At 45.0% G+C, this 14,737-nt stretch carries 13 protein-coding genes; 11 read left to right on the forward strand and 2 right to left on the reverse strand.

Annotated elements, in window-relative coordinates:
* Positions 1 to 230: 230 nt before the first annotated feature.
* From LEP1GSC052_RS08940 to LEP1GSC052_RS08990, 11 genes are all read left to right on the forward strand, one after another.
* Entirely contained in the window at positions 231 to 3,272 is a 3,042-nt protein-coding gene (locus tag LEP1GSC052_RS08940; RefSeq protein ID WP_010575462.1) for a TonB-dependent receptor, read from the forward strand.
* Between the two features lie 157 nt (positions 3,273 to 3,429).
* Positions 3,430 to 5,670, forward strand: coding sequence for a hypothetical protein (locus LEP1GSC052_RS08945; RefSeq protein ID WP_010575463.1), 2,241 nt, complete (start codon positions 3,430 to 3,432; stop codon positions 5,668 to 5,670).
* Positions 5,671 to 5,764: 94 nt separating this feature from the next.
* The gene (locus tag LEP1GSC052_RS08950) at positions 5,765 to 6,283 is read left to right on the forward strand and encodes a hypothetical protein (protein ID WP_010575464.1); all 519 of its coding nucleotides are present in this window, start codon (positions 5,765 to 5,767) and stop codon (positions 6,281 to 6,283) included.
* 252 nt (positions 6,284 to 6,535) lie between these two features.
* Positions 6,536 to 7,366 carry a MotA/TolQ/ExbB proton channel family protein gene (locus tag LEP1GSC052_RS08955; RefSeq protein WP_020986273.1) on the forward strand — a complete coding sequence of 277 codons (831 nt, stop codon included), beginning with the start codon at positions 6,536 to 6,538 and terminating at the stop codon, positions 7,364 to 7,366.
* Positions 7,367 to 7,395: 29 nt separating this feature from the next.
* The gene (locus LEP1GSC052_RS08960; protein ID WP_010575466.1) at positions 7,396 to 7,815 is read left to right on the forward strand and encodes an ExbD/TolR family protein; all 420 of its coding nucleotides are present in this window, start codon (positions 7,396 to 7,398) and stop codon (positions 7,813 to 7,815) included.
* A 3-nt stretch (positions 7,816 to 7,818) separates the two neighbouring features.
* A complete protein-coding gene (locus LEP1GSC052_RS08965) occupies positions 7,819 to 8,238 on the forward strand; it encodes an ExbD/TolR family protein (protein ID WP_010575467.1) in 420 nt (139 codons plus the stop codon).
* Between the two features lie 11 nt (positions 8,239 to 8,249).
* Positions 8,250 to 8,828: an energy transducer TonB gene (locus LEP1GSC052_RS08970; protein WP_010575468.1), complete on the forward strand. Its 579-nt coding sequence runs from the start codon at positions 8,250 to 8,252 to the stop codon at positions 8,826 to 8,828.
* Between the two features lie 134 nt (positions 8,829 to 8,962).
* The gene (locus tag LEP1GSC052_RS08975) at positions 8,963 to 9,487 is read left to right on the forward strand and encodes a hypothetical protein (RefSeq protein WP_010575469.1); all 525 of its coding nucleotides are present in this window, start codon (positions 8,963 to 8,965) and stop codon (positions 9,485 to 9,487) included.
* Between the two features lie 55 nt (positions 9,488 to 9,542).
* Positions 9,543 to 10,574 carry a hypothetical protein gene (locus LEP1GSC052_RS08980; RefSeq protein WP_020986338.1) on the forward strand — a complete coding sequence of 344 codons (1,032 nt, stop codon included), beginning with the start codon at positions 9,543 to 9,545 and terminating at the stop codon, positions 10,572 to 10,574.
* 93 nt (positions 10,575 to 10,667) lie between these two features.
* Entirely contained in the window at positions 10,668 to 11,966 is a 1,299-nt protein-coding gene (locus LEP1GSC052_RS08985; protein ID WP_020985987.1) for an adenylate/guanylate cyclase domain-containing protein, read from the forward strand.
* Positions 11,967 to 11,990: 24 nt separating this feature from the next.
* Complete coding sequence (locus LEP1GSC052_RS08990; protein WP_010575471.1) at positions 11,991 to 12,872, forward strand: alpha/beta fold hydrolase; 882 nt, start codon at positions 11,991 to 11,993, stop codon at positions 12,870 to 12,872.
* A gap of 256 nt (positions 12,873 to 13,128) precedes the next feature.
* Here LEP1GSC052_RS08990 and LEP1GSC052_RS08995 read toward each other — a convergent pair whose 3' ends face one another.
* Positions 13,129 to 13,854 carry a DUF4376 domain-containing protein gene (locus tag LEP1GSC052_RS08995; RefSeq protein WP_010575472.1) on the reverse strand — a complete coding sequence of 242 codons (726 nt, stop codon included), beginning with the start codon at positions 13,852 to 13,854 and terminating at the stop codon, positions 13,129 to 13,131.
* Entirely contained in the window at positions 13,854 to 14,705 is an 852-nt protein-coding gene (locus tag LEP1GSC052_RS09000; protein WP_010575473.1) for a hypothetical protein, read from the reverse strand. The genes LEP1GSC052_RS08995 and LEP1GSC052_RS09000 overlap by 1 nt, the downstream gene beginning before the upstream one ends.
* Between the last annotated feature and the right edge of the window lie 32 nt (positions 14,706 to 14,737).

Below are 14,737 nucleotides of genomic sequence, written 5' to 3' on the forward strand. Positions count from 1 at the left end.
GACGACCCGCGATTCGAATCGAAACAAATCCGGAAATCCCATTCTCGCGCGTTAAACTCCCTCTCCTTTTGATTTCAATCTCGTGTCAATTCCCGTACGAACGGATCTCGACCTCAGTTTCTCCGTTAGTTCTTATTCCATTCTTAATCTGTACGTAATCCGTTCGTAACAGAAATCGGTGAATTTAGTCTCTAAAAAGAAAGTTATTCGGGACAAGTTTAAAAATATTTATGAAGATCTATAAGAAATCGCTAATAGGAATTTTTCTTTCTCTCGGCATTTTTAGTATCCCCATTTTCGCTCAAGGCACCGGTAAGGTCCAAGGTCAAGCGCTCGACGCTCAAACCGCGGAACCGATGTTCGGGGTTACCGCTGTCATTCGAAGTATCAACAAGTTCGGTAGAACGGACGTCGACGGTAACTACGAAATCAGCGGCGTTCCCGACGGAAATTACACCGTAGAGTTCATCATGCAAGGTATGGAAACTCAAAAGAAATCGGTGACGGTTACCGGCGGCAAACTTGTTCGAGCCAACGTCGCGATGGGCGTTAAAAAACTCGAAGAAGTAGTCGTCGAAGACAGAGCGTTAAACGACACCGAGGCTTCCTTATTGAAATTTCAAAAGAAAGCTGCCGCGGTTTCCGACGGTATTTCCGCGCAAGCGATCCAGAAAACTCCGGACTCAAGCGCGGGCGACGTCATTCGACGCGTTACGGGAATCACACTCGTGGGCGGTCGTTTCGTTTTCGTTCGAGGTTTGGGAGAAAGATATTCCAATACGTTGTTGAACAACTCTCCTCTTCCTTCCACGGAACCGAACAAAAGAATCGTTCCTTTGGATTTATTTCCCGCTTCTTTGATCAAAAACATCGTCGTTTCGAAAACGTTCATTCCGGAAGACCAAGCGGAATTTTCGGGTGGAACGGTTAAGATCGAAACCAAGGATTATCCGGACCAATTTTTCGTGAAGGTCGGTTTACAAACCGGTTATAACAACAACACTACATTCCAAAACTTTAAAACATACAGCGGCGGCGGTCAAGACTGGCTCGGTTTGTCCGAAGGAAACAGATCCAAACCGAGTATGGTAGACGTTCTTCCGGACGCTCCGTTCAAAGCGGTGGGCGCCGGTCAATACGGTTACAACCAAGCTGCGGTCACTCTGGGTTCTTTGCAGTTCAGCAATCAGTGGACTCCGACTCAGATGAACGCGCCTCTCAACAAGGGTTTTAACTTTTCCATCGGTAATAAGTTCGACCTCGGCGGCGATCGAAAACTCGGTTTGATCTTTGCGATCACTTACAACAACGACTATCAATACAGAAGAGAAACCGACGTTCTGAACAGAGCAGGCGCGGTCGTTCCCGGAATTCCGGTAGGCGATAAAAACACTCAGTTGAACCGAGCTTACAAATACGATCAGCATATCTACAACGAGTCCGTGAACTGGGGAACCATTCTCAACACCACGTTCCAAGTAGCGAACGGTCATAGATTGCATTTTAAAAACTTCTTCAGCGTGAACAACGATAAGGAAGTGATGGTTTACTCCGGTCAAAACGTGGCTTCCGGTCAGACGATCGCTTCCGATAAGCTCAACTATATTATGAGAAACTTATATAGTAGTCAGCTTTCGGGAGACCATATCATCAACGTAGCGAACGTGAAAACGAAACTCGAATGGAGATTCGCCCAATCCGAAGCGAACCGAAACCAACCGGACATGAGAGATACCATCTACGCGGTTCAATCCGGTCTCGAAGGTCAGATGCCCGCGGTGCTCCAAGGGGGAACCTTGGGAAGCAGTCAATTCTACTCTAAGACAAAAGACTTGAGCAGACACGCGGGATTGGATTATGAAATTCCTTTCAACCAATGGGACGGCTTACAATCCAAGTTGAAGATCGGTTATTCGGCGGTTCAAAGAGAAAGAGGTTTCGAAGCTCAGAGATACTTCTTCAGAGGCCAAAGCTCCGGTTCTATGACCAACTTAGCGGGCGGCGCGATTCCTAGTCCGAATTACCCGATTCCTCCCGAAGTGGTTTACAATCCTTTGAACAGAGGACCGAAGGGTTACTTCGTGGACGAAGCGACCCAACCTACGGATAAATACAACGCAAAACAACAGTTATTCGCAAAGTATCTGCAAGTGGATATGCCGATCACTCCTAAGTTGAGATTCATCGGCGGTGCGAGACACGAGGATAACTATCAATCCGTTGCGACTCAAAACCCGTTCGATCCGAACGCGGCGTTCTTCGATCGTTATAACTTTAAATCCTACTTAAACGGTTACGAACTTTCGATCGTCGATCCTACGTTTAGATCTCCCGCGGCGATCAACGCGAACAAAAACCTTCTTCCTTCTTCCAACTTCGTGTATGCTTGGGACGATAAAACGAACCTCAGAGTTTCTTATACGGAAACGATCTCAAGACCGGACTTCCGGGAAATGGCTCCGTTTCAGTTCTTCAACGTCCTCGGCGGCGGGATCGAAAAAGGAAATCAATACTTAACGAGAACGTACATTCACAACTACGATTTCCGTTATGAAAAATTTCCGAGCGCGGACGAGATCATCGCGATCGGCGTTTTCGGTAAGCAGATGGCTTCTCCGATCGAGAAGGTGATGGAAGTGGATTCTCAGTTTAGATATACTTACACAAACGCGAAGTCGGCGTATGTGCACGGTATCGAATTGGAAGTCAGAAAGTCGCTCAACGCATTGTCTCCGAAACTGGAAAGATGGGCGTTCGGTATCAACACGTTCTTCATCAAGTCCGAAGTTCAGTTCCAAGATTGGCTCTACTATCAACTCAGCGGAACGACTCAAAGACCTACGAACCTTTCCAGACCTCTGCAAGGTCAATCTCCTTACGTATATAACGTAAATCTAAGATACCGTTTCGACGACAAGGGAGATCATACGATCACCATGTTATACAACGAGTTCGGACCGAGAATCAACGCGGTGGGCGGTATCGGAATTCCGGATACGTATGAAAGACCCGTGGGAATGCTCGACTTCGTATATAACCTTAAGTTCCTCGAAAAATGGGACATTAAGATTGCGGCGAGAAACGTAACCGACAGTAGAATTAAAATCGTTCAGGAAAACCCGATTCTGGATTCTACGGTTCATTCCAACACCGGATTCAACATCGGAAACACGTTCATCCCGGTCGGCGGTCATAGTTACAAAGGTGAGACGATCAACTCTTACCGTCTCGGACCTACGATTACATTCTCCGTTACTTACAACTTAAATTAAGTCTCTTTCGACTCCAATCCCGTGACGTTTTTAAAAACGTCGCGGGATTTTTTATTTTTGCGCTGCAGAATCTAATCAAATCATAACCAAAACGAAACACAATTGAAACATAAATCTTGTTCAATGGACTCATCAAATTAGGAGATTTCATATCACAATGAATCCATCCATGAAAAGAATGGGAATCTCTCTGGGACTTGCGGCACTTGCCCTCTTCGCAGCGAATTGCCATAAGAAAAAAGACAACAACGACCTGGCAATATTAGCACTAATCCTTGGACAAGAACAACCTGGCGTTTATATTTCCGGTACCTTAGTAGACAAGAATCAGGCTCCCTTAGCGAATGCTACGGTCCAAATCTTAGGAAGAGGCGAAAGCTCCGCTACCGTTCTTCCTCCGAACTGGATCAACAACAACGCTGCGGGAAAATCAAACGGCGGTGTTTCCGGAAATAACGTAATTCCGGGCGGGTTCCTCTTTAACAACTCTCAAGGAGCGGCGGCGACTGCAGCGGACGGAAGTGCATGCAATAGTTTCGATTCTACGAACCTTGTGAACACGGGAACGAACTGTCCTGCGACTTACATCGCAAGTTTGGCGAACGCGGTAGCGGGTTCTTCCGCAGGAGCTCAATTCGTAGCTTCTAAATGCGGAAGCGACTTAATTGCAAAGATCAACACAACGTATCCTGCGGCCGGAGACGCGACGACCGCCGGTTTAGAACCTTTGAAATACGCGAAAGATCAGTATAGAATTTATTGCGACGTTACGACTCTGGAATCTGCGGCGAACGCGGTCGGAATCGATACGACCGTTCAAGCTGCGGGAACCGTAATCGCGACTTTTACGACGGACGCAAGCGGAAGTTTCTCTCACGTTAAGTTTAACGTTCCTAGTTTAGGAAATACTTATAAACTTCTCGTGACTAAGAGCGACGGAACCGTTCTGAAACCTCGTCGTTTGAAAATCACGAAAAACGGTGTGGCTACGCTTCTCAACCCGGTTTCTGGTAAACTTGCGAACGGTCCTCTGGAACTTTCCACCGGTCTTGACATCACTGCACAAGAAGCGAACAGCTGGACTTCCATCTTCCCTTCCGGTGAACCTACTAAGTATGCGGGTTCTTATGACGTTTCCTTTTCAACCGTTTCTTTGAACGTTGTATATCCAAGAAATTACAACACGATCAGCGGAACTTTGGGAAGCAACGTAACCCTTACAAAAGCGGGCAGCCCTTATCTCTTAAGCGGAACCGTAATCGTTCCGAGCGGTGTGACTCTTACCATCCAAGCGGGAACTACCATCTACGGAGCGGTTTCTCCTGCAGGTGCGCTTTTAGTAAAACCGGGTGGAAAGCTGATCGCAAACGGAACTTCCGCTGAACCGATCACCTTTACTTCTTCTCAAAACGCCGGATCCAGAGCTCCCGCAGACTGGCAAGGAATCATTCTCCAGGGAAATGCAATCCAAACTTTCGGCGGCCGCGGTTCGGTCGCAGTGGGTGAAGGAGACACGGGTTCTTTCGGCGGAAGCAGTTTCTCCGATCCTGCCGGTGCAAGCAAACTGAGCTACGTTGTGGTTCAATTCGCGGGCGCTCCATTCTCCCCTGGTAACGAAAGAAACTGCGTTTCTTTGATGGGTGTTGGTCAAGAAACCACTTTAGATCACGTTCAGTGTCACATGGGTTTTGACGACGGTTTCGAACAATGGGGCGGCGCGTTCACCGCAACTTATATGATCTCTACCGGTAACCGGGACGATCAGTTCGACTTCGCGGATGGATTTATCGGTAAATACCAATTCGGTATCACACACCTTTACAAAAACTCCATCGCGGCAAACGATGATACTTCTCGTTGTATCGAAGGGGACGGTAACTCCGCACTTTCCTGCACGGCTTCTGCAAGAGGCGCCGGTGATTGTGCCGATCCGTACTTCGCAAACATCACTTGTGTCGCTTCCGGAAACTCAAGCGACGTGAACCACGGGGACGCGATCTTCGTTCGTAGAGCGCAAGCGGCGATTTCAGTGGGTGATTATACGAACTTCTTGATCGTTGGTTACAACACGGGAGGCGCGAAAGCCGCCGTTAAGTGTGATAACACTGCGGGTCAGGTTGCGAACGCGACTGCGACGAACATCTATACAAACGATGGAGCGGCTGTGGGTGGATCCTGTGCAACCGCACCCGGTATCACCAACTCCGGAGTTTCGATTTCGACTGCGGCTACCAACTACACTTCTCCGAACTACGCACCAAACGCGGCTAACGTAAGTGCGCAAAACACGACCGCGGTTGCAAACTTCGCGGGGTTTACAAGCGCGACGTATTACGGAGCGATCGACTTCTCGGGCGCGGATTGGACTACCGGTTGGGCGACTTATCCAAGCAACTAATTTAGAATTCATTCTAAGTTAGGAAACGAAACCCACTTCGGAAACGGAGTGGGTTTTTTATTTACGGAATATTTTAGGATTTAAAAATTCACACATGAAGTCATTCGTTCAAACAACGCTTTCCCTTTGTATCCTCGTATTCGTTTATCAATGTAATCTTTTTACGAACTATCCGATCACACATCTCTATCCCACCAAAGAGGAAGTCGTAATCAAAGCGATCGACGCGCTTCGAAAAAAAGATCTTCCCGCGATCGAGGATTTGATCTTAAGTCCGGAAGAACACAACACCATGTTTTGGAAACACGTTGGAGAAAGATTCACGAGCGATCCTGGCATGACTCCCGAACTCGCTTATGAACACATGAATATGGAAACCAACATCGTCATCAAGGAACAGTTCAATTTTCTAAGCGGAGCCGGAATCGATTATCAGTTCAAATCCGTTCAGTGTAAAAGAAAACCGGAAGAATACGGACCGTTTACGCTTCATCTCGGGTGTGCGACCACCCTACTCAATCCGAAGGATCATACGACGATCACACTGCATTCGTTCAGTACATTCTTAGAATATAAGGGAAAATACAAACTCTATCATCTCAAACGAGAATGATGATCGGAAAACAAACCGACAAAGCGAGTTCTCCCTAAGTTCTCGTTTCCTTTGCGGATTCTTTTCAACCTTTTTGTTGTCCGCTCTTAACGAGTCTTGTAGTTGTTTAGAAATTATTTCGTATTCTTTCGCTAAAACGACGCGAACACAAGGCATTCTCCTCTTTCTGAAGTCGCAAACCCGTAATTCTTTTGTAATCTTACGGTAACAATTCTCCCCTATATTACGATCACATTTTGATCGGAGATATCGATGAAATTTTCTTCCATAAAAAAAGAATTCAAATGGGTAGCGACCGCGCTCATTCTTTCGGGACTCATTTCCCTTTCCACTACCGCAATTTTAGCTCAAGATAAAGTTACAGACCCGACGAAAACCGAAGCTACAACTCCGGCAACGAACACCGAAACGGCCCCCACCGAAGCTCCCGCACCCGCTCCGAAAGCGGAAAAAAGTTGGGGATTTGTGGACCTCTTTCTTCTCGGCGGTTGGACCATGTATCCTCTCGCTCTTTCCTCGATCGTCGCGTTGGGAATCATCTTCGAAAGAATTTATTTCCTTTCTACGGCGAAACTTCTTCCAAAAGGTTACAACATAGACTTGGGAGACGCAATGGATTCCAAAGGACTCGACGCGGTCCAAGGATTCTTGGACGAAAGAAAGGATTACAAGATCACTCAGGTTTTATCGGGTGGTATAGACGTTTCCTCCGGCGACGCGGAAATTTTCGCGAAAGGCGTCGAGAGAGAAGCGGCGGAAGTAATCACCGTTCTCGAAAGAGGGCTCGTAATCTTAGCGGCGGTATCCACGATCGCTCCACTCATCGGATTCTTAGGAACCGTATCCGGGATGATCAACGCGTTCGACGCGATCGCAAACGCGGATCAAGTAAACGCGAAAGTGGTTGCGGGCGGTATCAAGGAAGCATTGATTACGACCGCTGCGGGTTTGATCGTAGCGATTCCCGCAATGACCTTTCACCAATACCTTACTTCAAGAATCGACGGCTTCACTTCCGAAATCGAAGAAGCGGCCAACAGAATCTACAAAGAATTCCTGAAAAGAAATTCCAAAAAAGGTTAATTCGATTTTTGTAATATAAAGGTATCTTTATGATCCAAATAAAAAAGAAACGCGTATTGGAAGAAATCTCCGCATCGTCGATGTCGGATATCGCATTTCTTCTTTTGGTGTTCTTCATGGTGACCGCGGTCTTTTTCGTAAAGGAAGGTTTGAACATTCAGCTTCCGAGAAAGAACGCGAACCCGACGACGGTTCTTCGGGAAAACGTCTACGAAATTCTCGTGACGGGCGAAACCATCAAGATGAGAAATAAATCCATCGGAACGAAGGATTACAGAAATCTAAACGATTTCCGTCAGCAGTTGAATCTATTGGAGATTCCGGATATCGCGAACAAAGTCGCATTGATAAAAACGACCGGCGAAACGAAATACGGAAACATGCTCGACGCTCTTTCGGCCGTACAACTACGGGGATTCAAATTGATCTCCGTCAAAAGGTTAAAATAACCCATGAGCTTAAAAAAGAAAAAGAATCCTCCGTCCATTCCGGTAAGTTCCATGGCGGACATCGCGTTCCTTCTGCTCGTATTCTTCATGGTTACTTCCGTATTGGATACGGACCCGGATATCCCGATCGCCCTGCCGGACGTTCCCGGCGGAGAACAGTTGAACAAGAAGATCGCGAACATCTATCTGAGCGCGGATCCGAGTAGAACCGTATTTTATAATTCTATAAAGATGCCGATCAACGAAGCGATCAATAACATAAGAGCGAAACTCACGACCACACCGGATTTGAAAGTTCTTATCCACGCGGATAAGGAATTGCCTTACGCCGAGTTGGATCAGGTGTTCGAAACCTTACAAGAAGCAGGCGCGCTGAAGATTTCTCTGGTAACGAAAACGACCCAGGGCGGCGGGTTGAAATAAAGGAACTGGCATTGAATACCGGGACTCAAAATAAACTCAAAACAAAACTCAGACGATTTATCGAAAGATATCCGTACGAATCATGGATCGGACTTTCTTTCGTTATACAAATACTGATTCTTCTTTTTTGGTACACACCTTCGATCGAATTCAATCGACTGGAAAAACTCGTGGAAGAAGTGGCGTTCATAGACAACCTTTCGATCCAAGAACCCGCGGAAGGAGCGCCCGAAGACGGCGACTTCGAATTAACGGATACGTTAAAGAAGAAGGAAGATCCGAGAATCGCAGGCGCGCAAGACGCGGTAATCTCCGGAGCGACCGCTCCCGTCGATTTGACGCCGAACGTCATCCCCGTATTTACGAGCGAAGCGAAAGCCGCGGGTATTTCGGGAACGACCACTCTTGAAATCGTAATCGCCGATACGGGAGAAGTTTTAAGAGTCAGATCCGTAGGAAAGGCGCTCGGATTCGGATTGGAAGAATCCGCGATCGAAGCCTTCTACAAAAAAAGATATTCGCCTTCCATCTTGGAAGGAAAAGCGATCACGGTAAAAGTTCTCATACCGGTTCGTTTCAGTCTTTATTAACCCCACTCGAAAATTTAAACGGACAGGGCCTCGGCTCTGTCTTTCTTTTAAAATTTCCGGTTTAATTGATTGCAAATCGGGGAAAAAAATAATCTCCTTGTAACCTCGAAAGTTTTCTTCCGAAGAACTCTGCGATGTTACCAGTACAATACAAAAATATTCAACACACGTTCAACCAACTCGCGGATCTCCTATCTTTCATCGAAGAAAACGAATATTCAAAAGAGATCACTCAAGTAAAAGGATCGAGCATCGGCAAACACGTGCGCCACTGCATCGAAGTATTGGAGAATCTCACGGACGGAATCGAAACATCGAGCGTTTCCTACGATCGAAGAAAAAGAAATCCTTTATACGAAACCTCGCCTCTCGCCGCGAGAGATAAGATTTTCGAACTGCTCGGAAAACTGGAAAGAATCGAAGAAAATAAAATCATAGAACTCGTTTATCTTGTGGATCCGAATACCGGACTGGAAGGAAAAACCTTGAGCAATCTAAAACGGGAATTCTTATACGTCCAAGATCATACGATTCATCACATGGCGATCATCAAACTTTATGCGGAGTGTTTTTTAACGAATGTTTCTCTACCGGAAGAATTTGGAGTCGCGTTATCGACTCTTCAGTTCCAGAAAAAAATCTGCGTTCGCGAAGCCTAAATCGGATCTTTCGAAGAAAACTTTTTTCTTCGGGAGAATCGAACTAAAAAAATTAATGCGACCCGAGTTCTGGCCGGCTTGGCTGTTTTACGCGCCTTTGGTTCCTTATATCGTCTATCTAACGATCCGTTACAGAGGATTCGGAACGATCTGCGCCGCCAATCCGGGAATTCCCTTAGGCGGCCTCGTGGGAGAATCCAAGGATCAAATCTTAAAAAATCTAAACTCGGAACACGTATTAAAATTTCTGAAAGTATCCAGAGGACTCGAAGATACGAAAAAAGAATTCGAAATTTTGAAACTGAAAACTTCCCGAAGTAAATTCAAATATCCTTATATACTCAAACCGGACGCGGGTCAAAGAGGGGCCGGATTAAAACTCGTAAAAAACGATTCCGAGGTTTTGGAATGTCTTCGCTCGACGAACGTGGACTTGATCGCGCAGGAATACCACGCGGGCCCGGAGGAAGCCGGAATTTTTTACTATCGTTTTCCCGGAGAAAACAAGGGAAAAATCTTTTCGATCACACAAAAGACGTTTCCGATTTTGGAAGGAAACGGAAACGATTCTTTGGGGGAATTGATTCTCAAACACGCTCGCTTTCGATATCAATGGAAAGTTTTTTACGAAAGACACAAAAGAGAATGGAATACGGTGTTAAACCGCGGAGAAAAAAGAAGATTGGCCGAAGCCGGAAATCATTGTCAAGGAACTCTTTTTACGGACGGAACCCGTTTGATCACGGATGAATTGACCGAAAAAATAGACCAGATCTCGAAAACGTTTTCGGGTTTTTATTTCGGAAGATACGATGTACGATATCGTTCCGAAGAAACGTTCAAAAAAGGGAAAGAATTCGGAATCGTAGAATTGAACGGAATCACATCCGAATCCACGAATTTATACGATCCGAGTTTTTCGATTTGGAAAATGTATTCGATTCTTTTTGAACAATGGAAACTTTTGTTCAAAATCGGTTCCGAAAATCGCAAACGCGGAATTCCCAAAACGAGTTTGGTTGAAATCATTAGGACCCTGCTCCGTTTTTATGTCGGAGATAGAAAGGTGAATCCTAGATCCGATTAAAACGTCCGGTAGGAAACGCGGCTTAAAATCGACTTGAAATTCATTCAAAAACCGTAAACTACAAATACAAAAAACCGTTAGAAGGTGAAGACGATGACTCATTCCATTCTTAAGATCGTATATTTTATTTTTGGCGATCCTAAAAAGAATTCTTTGGAACATAGATTGTTCAATACGATCGCTTTCGTAAACGGAGTCTTGAACATTATCGGGGCTTTCTCTTCCTTTTATCTCGAGAATTTTATGGTCATCTTTCTCCTGAATTTCGTTTCAGGAACTCTTTTGATGGGAATGTATTTCTTATCCAGAATCAAAAACATATATTATTCTCTCTTTTGGCCTTTCAATCTCACCATTCTTCTTTATCTTTCTTCGATGTGGTTCTTCAACGGAGGATCGATCGGCGGGAATCATTATTACTTCATACCCGCGCTCGTCATCGCTACGATTCTGCTGAGAGACCATAACGTGTGGATCGTTTATTTGATATACGCGACCGCGACCGCGTTCTTATACGGAACCGAATATTTCAATCGAGGATTCGTAAAGACGTATCCGAACGAAACGGAAAGATACATAGACGCGGGCGGAAACTATCTGTTCGTTCAGATTTTAACGGGACTTTTGATCTTTATTCTCACAAGAAACCTGAACATAGAAAGAAAAAAATCGGACTCGTTGCTTCTCAACATTCTCCCCGAAACGGTCGCAGAGGAATTAAAAAGAAACGATTCCGTAGTTCCGATTCGGTATGAAAGCGTCACGGTTCTTTTTACGGACATGGCCGGATTCACACAGATCGCGGAAACGATGACGCCCGAAAAATTGTTAAGCGAACTCGATTTTTTTTTTAGGGAGTTCGATTCCATCACAAAAAGACACAACATGGAAAAGATCAAAACGATCGGAGACGCTTATATGGCCGCCGGCGGACTTCCTCTTACGAACAAAACGCATTGCGTCGACGCGGTGTTATGCGGACTTGAATTTCAAAAATTCATGCATCAAAAAAAACGCGAAAGAGAAGACCTCAATCAACCTTACTGGGAACTTCGGCTCGGAATTCACACCGGTTCCGTTGTGGCCGGGGTTGTGGGAACTGAAAAATTCGCGTATGATATTTGGGGAGATTCGGTCAACACGGCGAGTAGAATGGAAAGTTCGGGAGTTCCCGGCGAAGTCAATGTCTCCAGCGAAACGTACGAAAAGATAAAGGACTTTTTTGTCTGCGAACACAGAGGAAAAATTAAAGCGAAGAACAAGGGCGAGATCGATATGTATCTCGTCAAAAAAATCCGCGAAGGTTTACACGATCCCGAAGACGAGTCGAAGCCGAATCAAACCTTTCTTCGATTTTACGCGCAAATTCAAAGGGGAGAATTTCCGGTTTAGGAATATTTTAACAGAAATCTTGTCATGGTCCGAAATCGTTCCTTTTTCTATTTCTCATTAGTTTTATTCTTTTTAAACGGAATATCCTGCCGTGTTCCCGAGGATCTCAAGAAAAAGCCGGAAGAAAGCCTCGCTCAGTTGAAGGAATCCGGCGCCGAATATAAGGAACTTTTTCTGGAAACAAAAGGAAAAAGAATCTATGCAGTTGCAAGCGGTTGCGAATCAAAAAAAGAGAATATTCTAATATTCATACACGGATCTCCGGGGGGCTGGCAAAACTACGCCTGGTATCTGGAGAACAAAAAACTTACGGACAAATTCTGTATTCTTTCTTTGGACAGACCCGGATTCGGAAAATCCGATCCGAACGAAGCGGTCGCGGACGTCGAAAAACAATCGGTTCTTTTAAGCGATGCGATTCAAAAATTTTCGAATTCGATCCCAAAGATCGAAAATCAAAGGATCACGTTAGTCGGTCATTCTTATGGAGGTCCGATCGCCGCAAGGATCGCTTCGATTCCCGAAAACAAAATTCATACGTTGGTTTTATTGGCGGCGCCTTTGAGTTCCCACGCAGAAGAACTCCAGTGGTATAACAAGATTGCCGATTGGAACTGGGTAAAAAAGCTTTTACCTCAGGAAATTCGAAACAGCAACGACGAAATGCTTCCGCTCAAATCTCAGCTTTTTTCCTTGGAACCTTTTTGGAAAAATATTTCCTGCAAAACGATTCTCATTCACGGTAAAGAAGATTCTCTCGTGCCGTTTCAGAATTTGGACTTTTTTCAAAATCAACTTCCGAAGTCGCAACTTTTACCGATCGCGTTGGACGAAGAGAATCACTTTATCCCCTGGACTCAAAAGAACTTGATGGAGAAAGTTTTGCTGGAGACAGCGCGTCCATGACACGCGTTCCGCCGGGAAAGAATTTTTTGAATTGAGTGCAGTAAAGAATTTTCGAAATATTCAATAGCATACATTTGATTGAACATTTCGATTTTTATAAAAAACATCATTGAGCTTTTCCAAACAACCCGTCCGATTTCCTGCATCAATCATTGTTAGAATTGGAATCGGACCAAGCCTTAGATCTAAGAGTTCCTTTTGACCTAAGGCTTGCAGAATTTTCATTTTTAAATTTATTTCAAGCGAAACAAAAAACTCAACTCCAAAGAGAAACCAAATCCAGAACTTCGTTTTCCTTCAAAGATCGAATTTTTTCTTCCACATCCCATTTTTTCGCGTATAGAACTTGGCCTACTCGGAAAAGATCCAATTCGATCCGTTCCGCCAGGTCGGCTAAATCTTCCGAACTCAATATATGAAACGTGTTGTTCGCATCCCTCCAATCCGGGAGACCTTCGATTTTGTCTTTAGAATAAAGAGTTAATGTTTTCTGAATATTCTCAAGATATTGTTTTCCAGAATCCCAAACCGCTCCCGAGAAATCCACCGTTCCTCTATAATATTCCAACTTAGAACGAAAGATTTGCTTATTCTGCAAAAGCAAAGATTCTTTCTTTAAATTCTCGTCCACAATCCAAGCTGAACCGGTATATTTTTGATACGCTAGACGATTTCCGCTTTGATCCTTTAGTGGTTCAACATATGTTTCCGTTTCAAGATCGATTTCATCTTCCCAACTTTGTAAAAGTCTTTCAGCACCGGTAATCTTGTGATAGACCTTCCGATTTTCGAAATCCTTCGCGATCCCATTCTCTAAGTTCGCTTTAAATTGTTCTCCGATTTTCGGATTGTAATGAACCGCATAGGCGATCTGATGCACGTTTGCATCGAACTGAGACCAAGCGGACGTACCTTCCAATTGGTTCGGATCCGTGTTGATCCAAACCACCGATTTCGATTCTTTATCGATGATATAATTCATTATGCTACCCTCACTTTATATCTTACTGCAATGTAGGCGGGAGTTGTTTCGTCGCCGGTTCGGGGCGCTCCGTTAATTCCATCCGAAGCGGGATTTCCTAATGCGGTTGACACCCCGAAAGTGTTTCCATCCATCATGGCTGTTCCAGGAGTCATTCTTAAATATGATCCCAAAGTTCCATGAATATGCCCTTGACCTTGATCCTGCCCTTCGAATCCAATCGCACCAGCATTGTAATTGCCGTTAACAGCTTTTGCCCTCGTCCCATGCACACCGGCCCCTCTCGTAAAAACCCCTCTACGATCGGGAACATTATAGGTCGTCGAACCGTCCCCGAAACCATATTCAACATTTGTAATCATATCACCCGTTTGTGAAGAAGTGAGATCGATGATCGAACCGGAAGAAGTCGCAGAAATCTGGAAGTCATTTGCGGTTGGGTTCCGAACATAGTATTTTGTAAGAGCCGTAATTCCACCTCCCGTAAAGGAAAACTTTACAAGCTGACCTTCGATACATCCGTGGTTCGTCGAATTGATTCGATCCGTAGCAGGAACGATTCCGGTAACGGCTTTACGAACGAGATCCCAAAGTGCAGAATACGTAGTTCTTGAAATCGCTTGAGCATTCGCATCTTTGAAGTTGGAAGAAGGAGCAATGTTCAAGTTATCCTCTACAATACTTCCGATCGGTATCAGAAAGTTTAAAAGATTATTATCAGTAGCATCGATGCGGTCTTTCAAATACTGGAGACTTTCATATTGACGATCAAATTCATCGTCCATCATATCTCCGTCTGCGGGTGTATTCTTCGTCCATGTTCTCGTTTTCGTTGCGTTAAATACTGCCACTTTAATACCTCCTCATCCGTTTTCGTGCAGAG

The organism is Leptospira kmetyi serovar Malaysia str. Bejo-Iso9, from assembly GCF_000243735.2.
Lineage (GTDB): Bacteria > Spirochaetota > Leptospiria > Leptospirales > Leptospiraceae > Leptospira > Leptospira kmetyi.

Coding starts and splice junctions, on each gene's coding strand:
- LEP1GSC052_RS08940 (WP_010575462.1), top strand. CDS start 231: ATGAAGATCTATAAGAAATCGCTAATAGGAATTTTTCTTTCTCTCGGC.
- LEP1GSC052_RS08945 (WP_010575463.1), top strand. CDS start 3,430: ATGAATCCATCCATGAAAAGAATGGGAATCTCTCTGGGACTTGCGGCA.
- LEP1GSC052_RS08950 (WP_010575464.1), top strand. CDS start 5,765: ATGAAGTCATTCGTTCAAACAACGCTTTCCCTTTGTATCCTCGTATTC.
- LEP1GSC052_RS08955 (WP_020986273.1), top strand. CDS start 6,536: ATGAAATTTTCTTCCATAAAAAAAGAATTCAAATGGGTAGCGACCGCG.
- LEP1GSC052_RS08960 (WP_010575466.1), top strand. CDS start 7,396: ATGATCCAAATAAAAAAGAAACGCGTATTGGAAGAAATCTCCGCATCG.
- LEP1GSC052_RS08965 (WP_010575467.1), top strand. CDS start 7,819: ATGAGCTTAAAAAAGAAAAAGAATCCTCCGTCCATTCCGGTAAGTTCC.
- LEP1GSC052_RS08975 (WP_010575469.1), top strand. CDS start 8,963: ATGTTACCAGTACAATACAAAAATATTCAACACACGTTCAACCAACTC.
- LEP1GSC052_RS08980 (WP_020986338.1), top strand. CDS start 9,543: ATGCGACCCGAGTTCTGGCCGGCTTGGCTGTTTTACGCGCCTTTGGTT.
- LEP1GSC052_RS08985 (WP_020985987.1), top strand. CDS start 10,668: ATGACTCATTCCATTCTTAAGATCGTATATTTTATTTTTGGCGATCCT.
- LEP1GSC052_RS08990 (WP_010575471.1), top strand. CDS start 11,991: ATGGTCCGAAATCGTTCCTTTTTCTATTTCTCATTAGTTTTATTCTTT.
- LEP1GSC052_RS08995 (WP_010575472.1), bottom strand. CDS start 13,854: ATGAATTATATCATCGATAAAGAATCGAAATCGGTGGTTTGGATCAAC.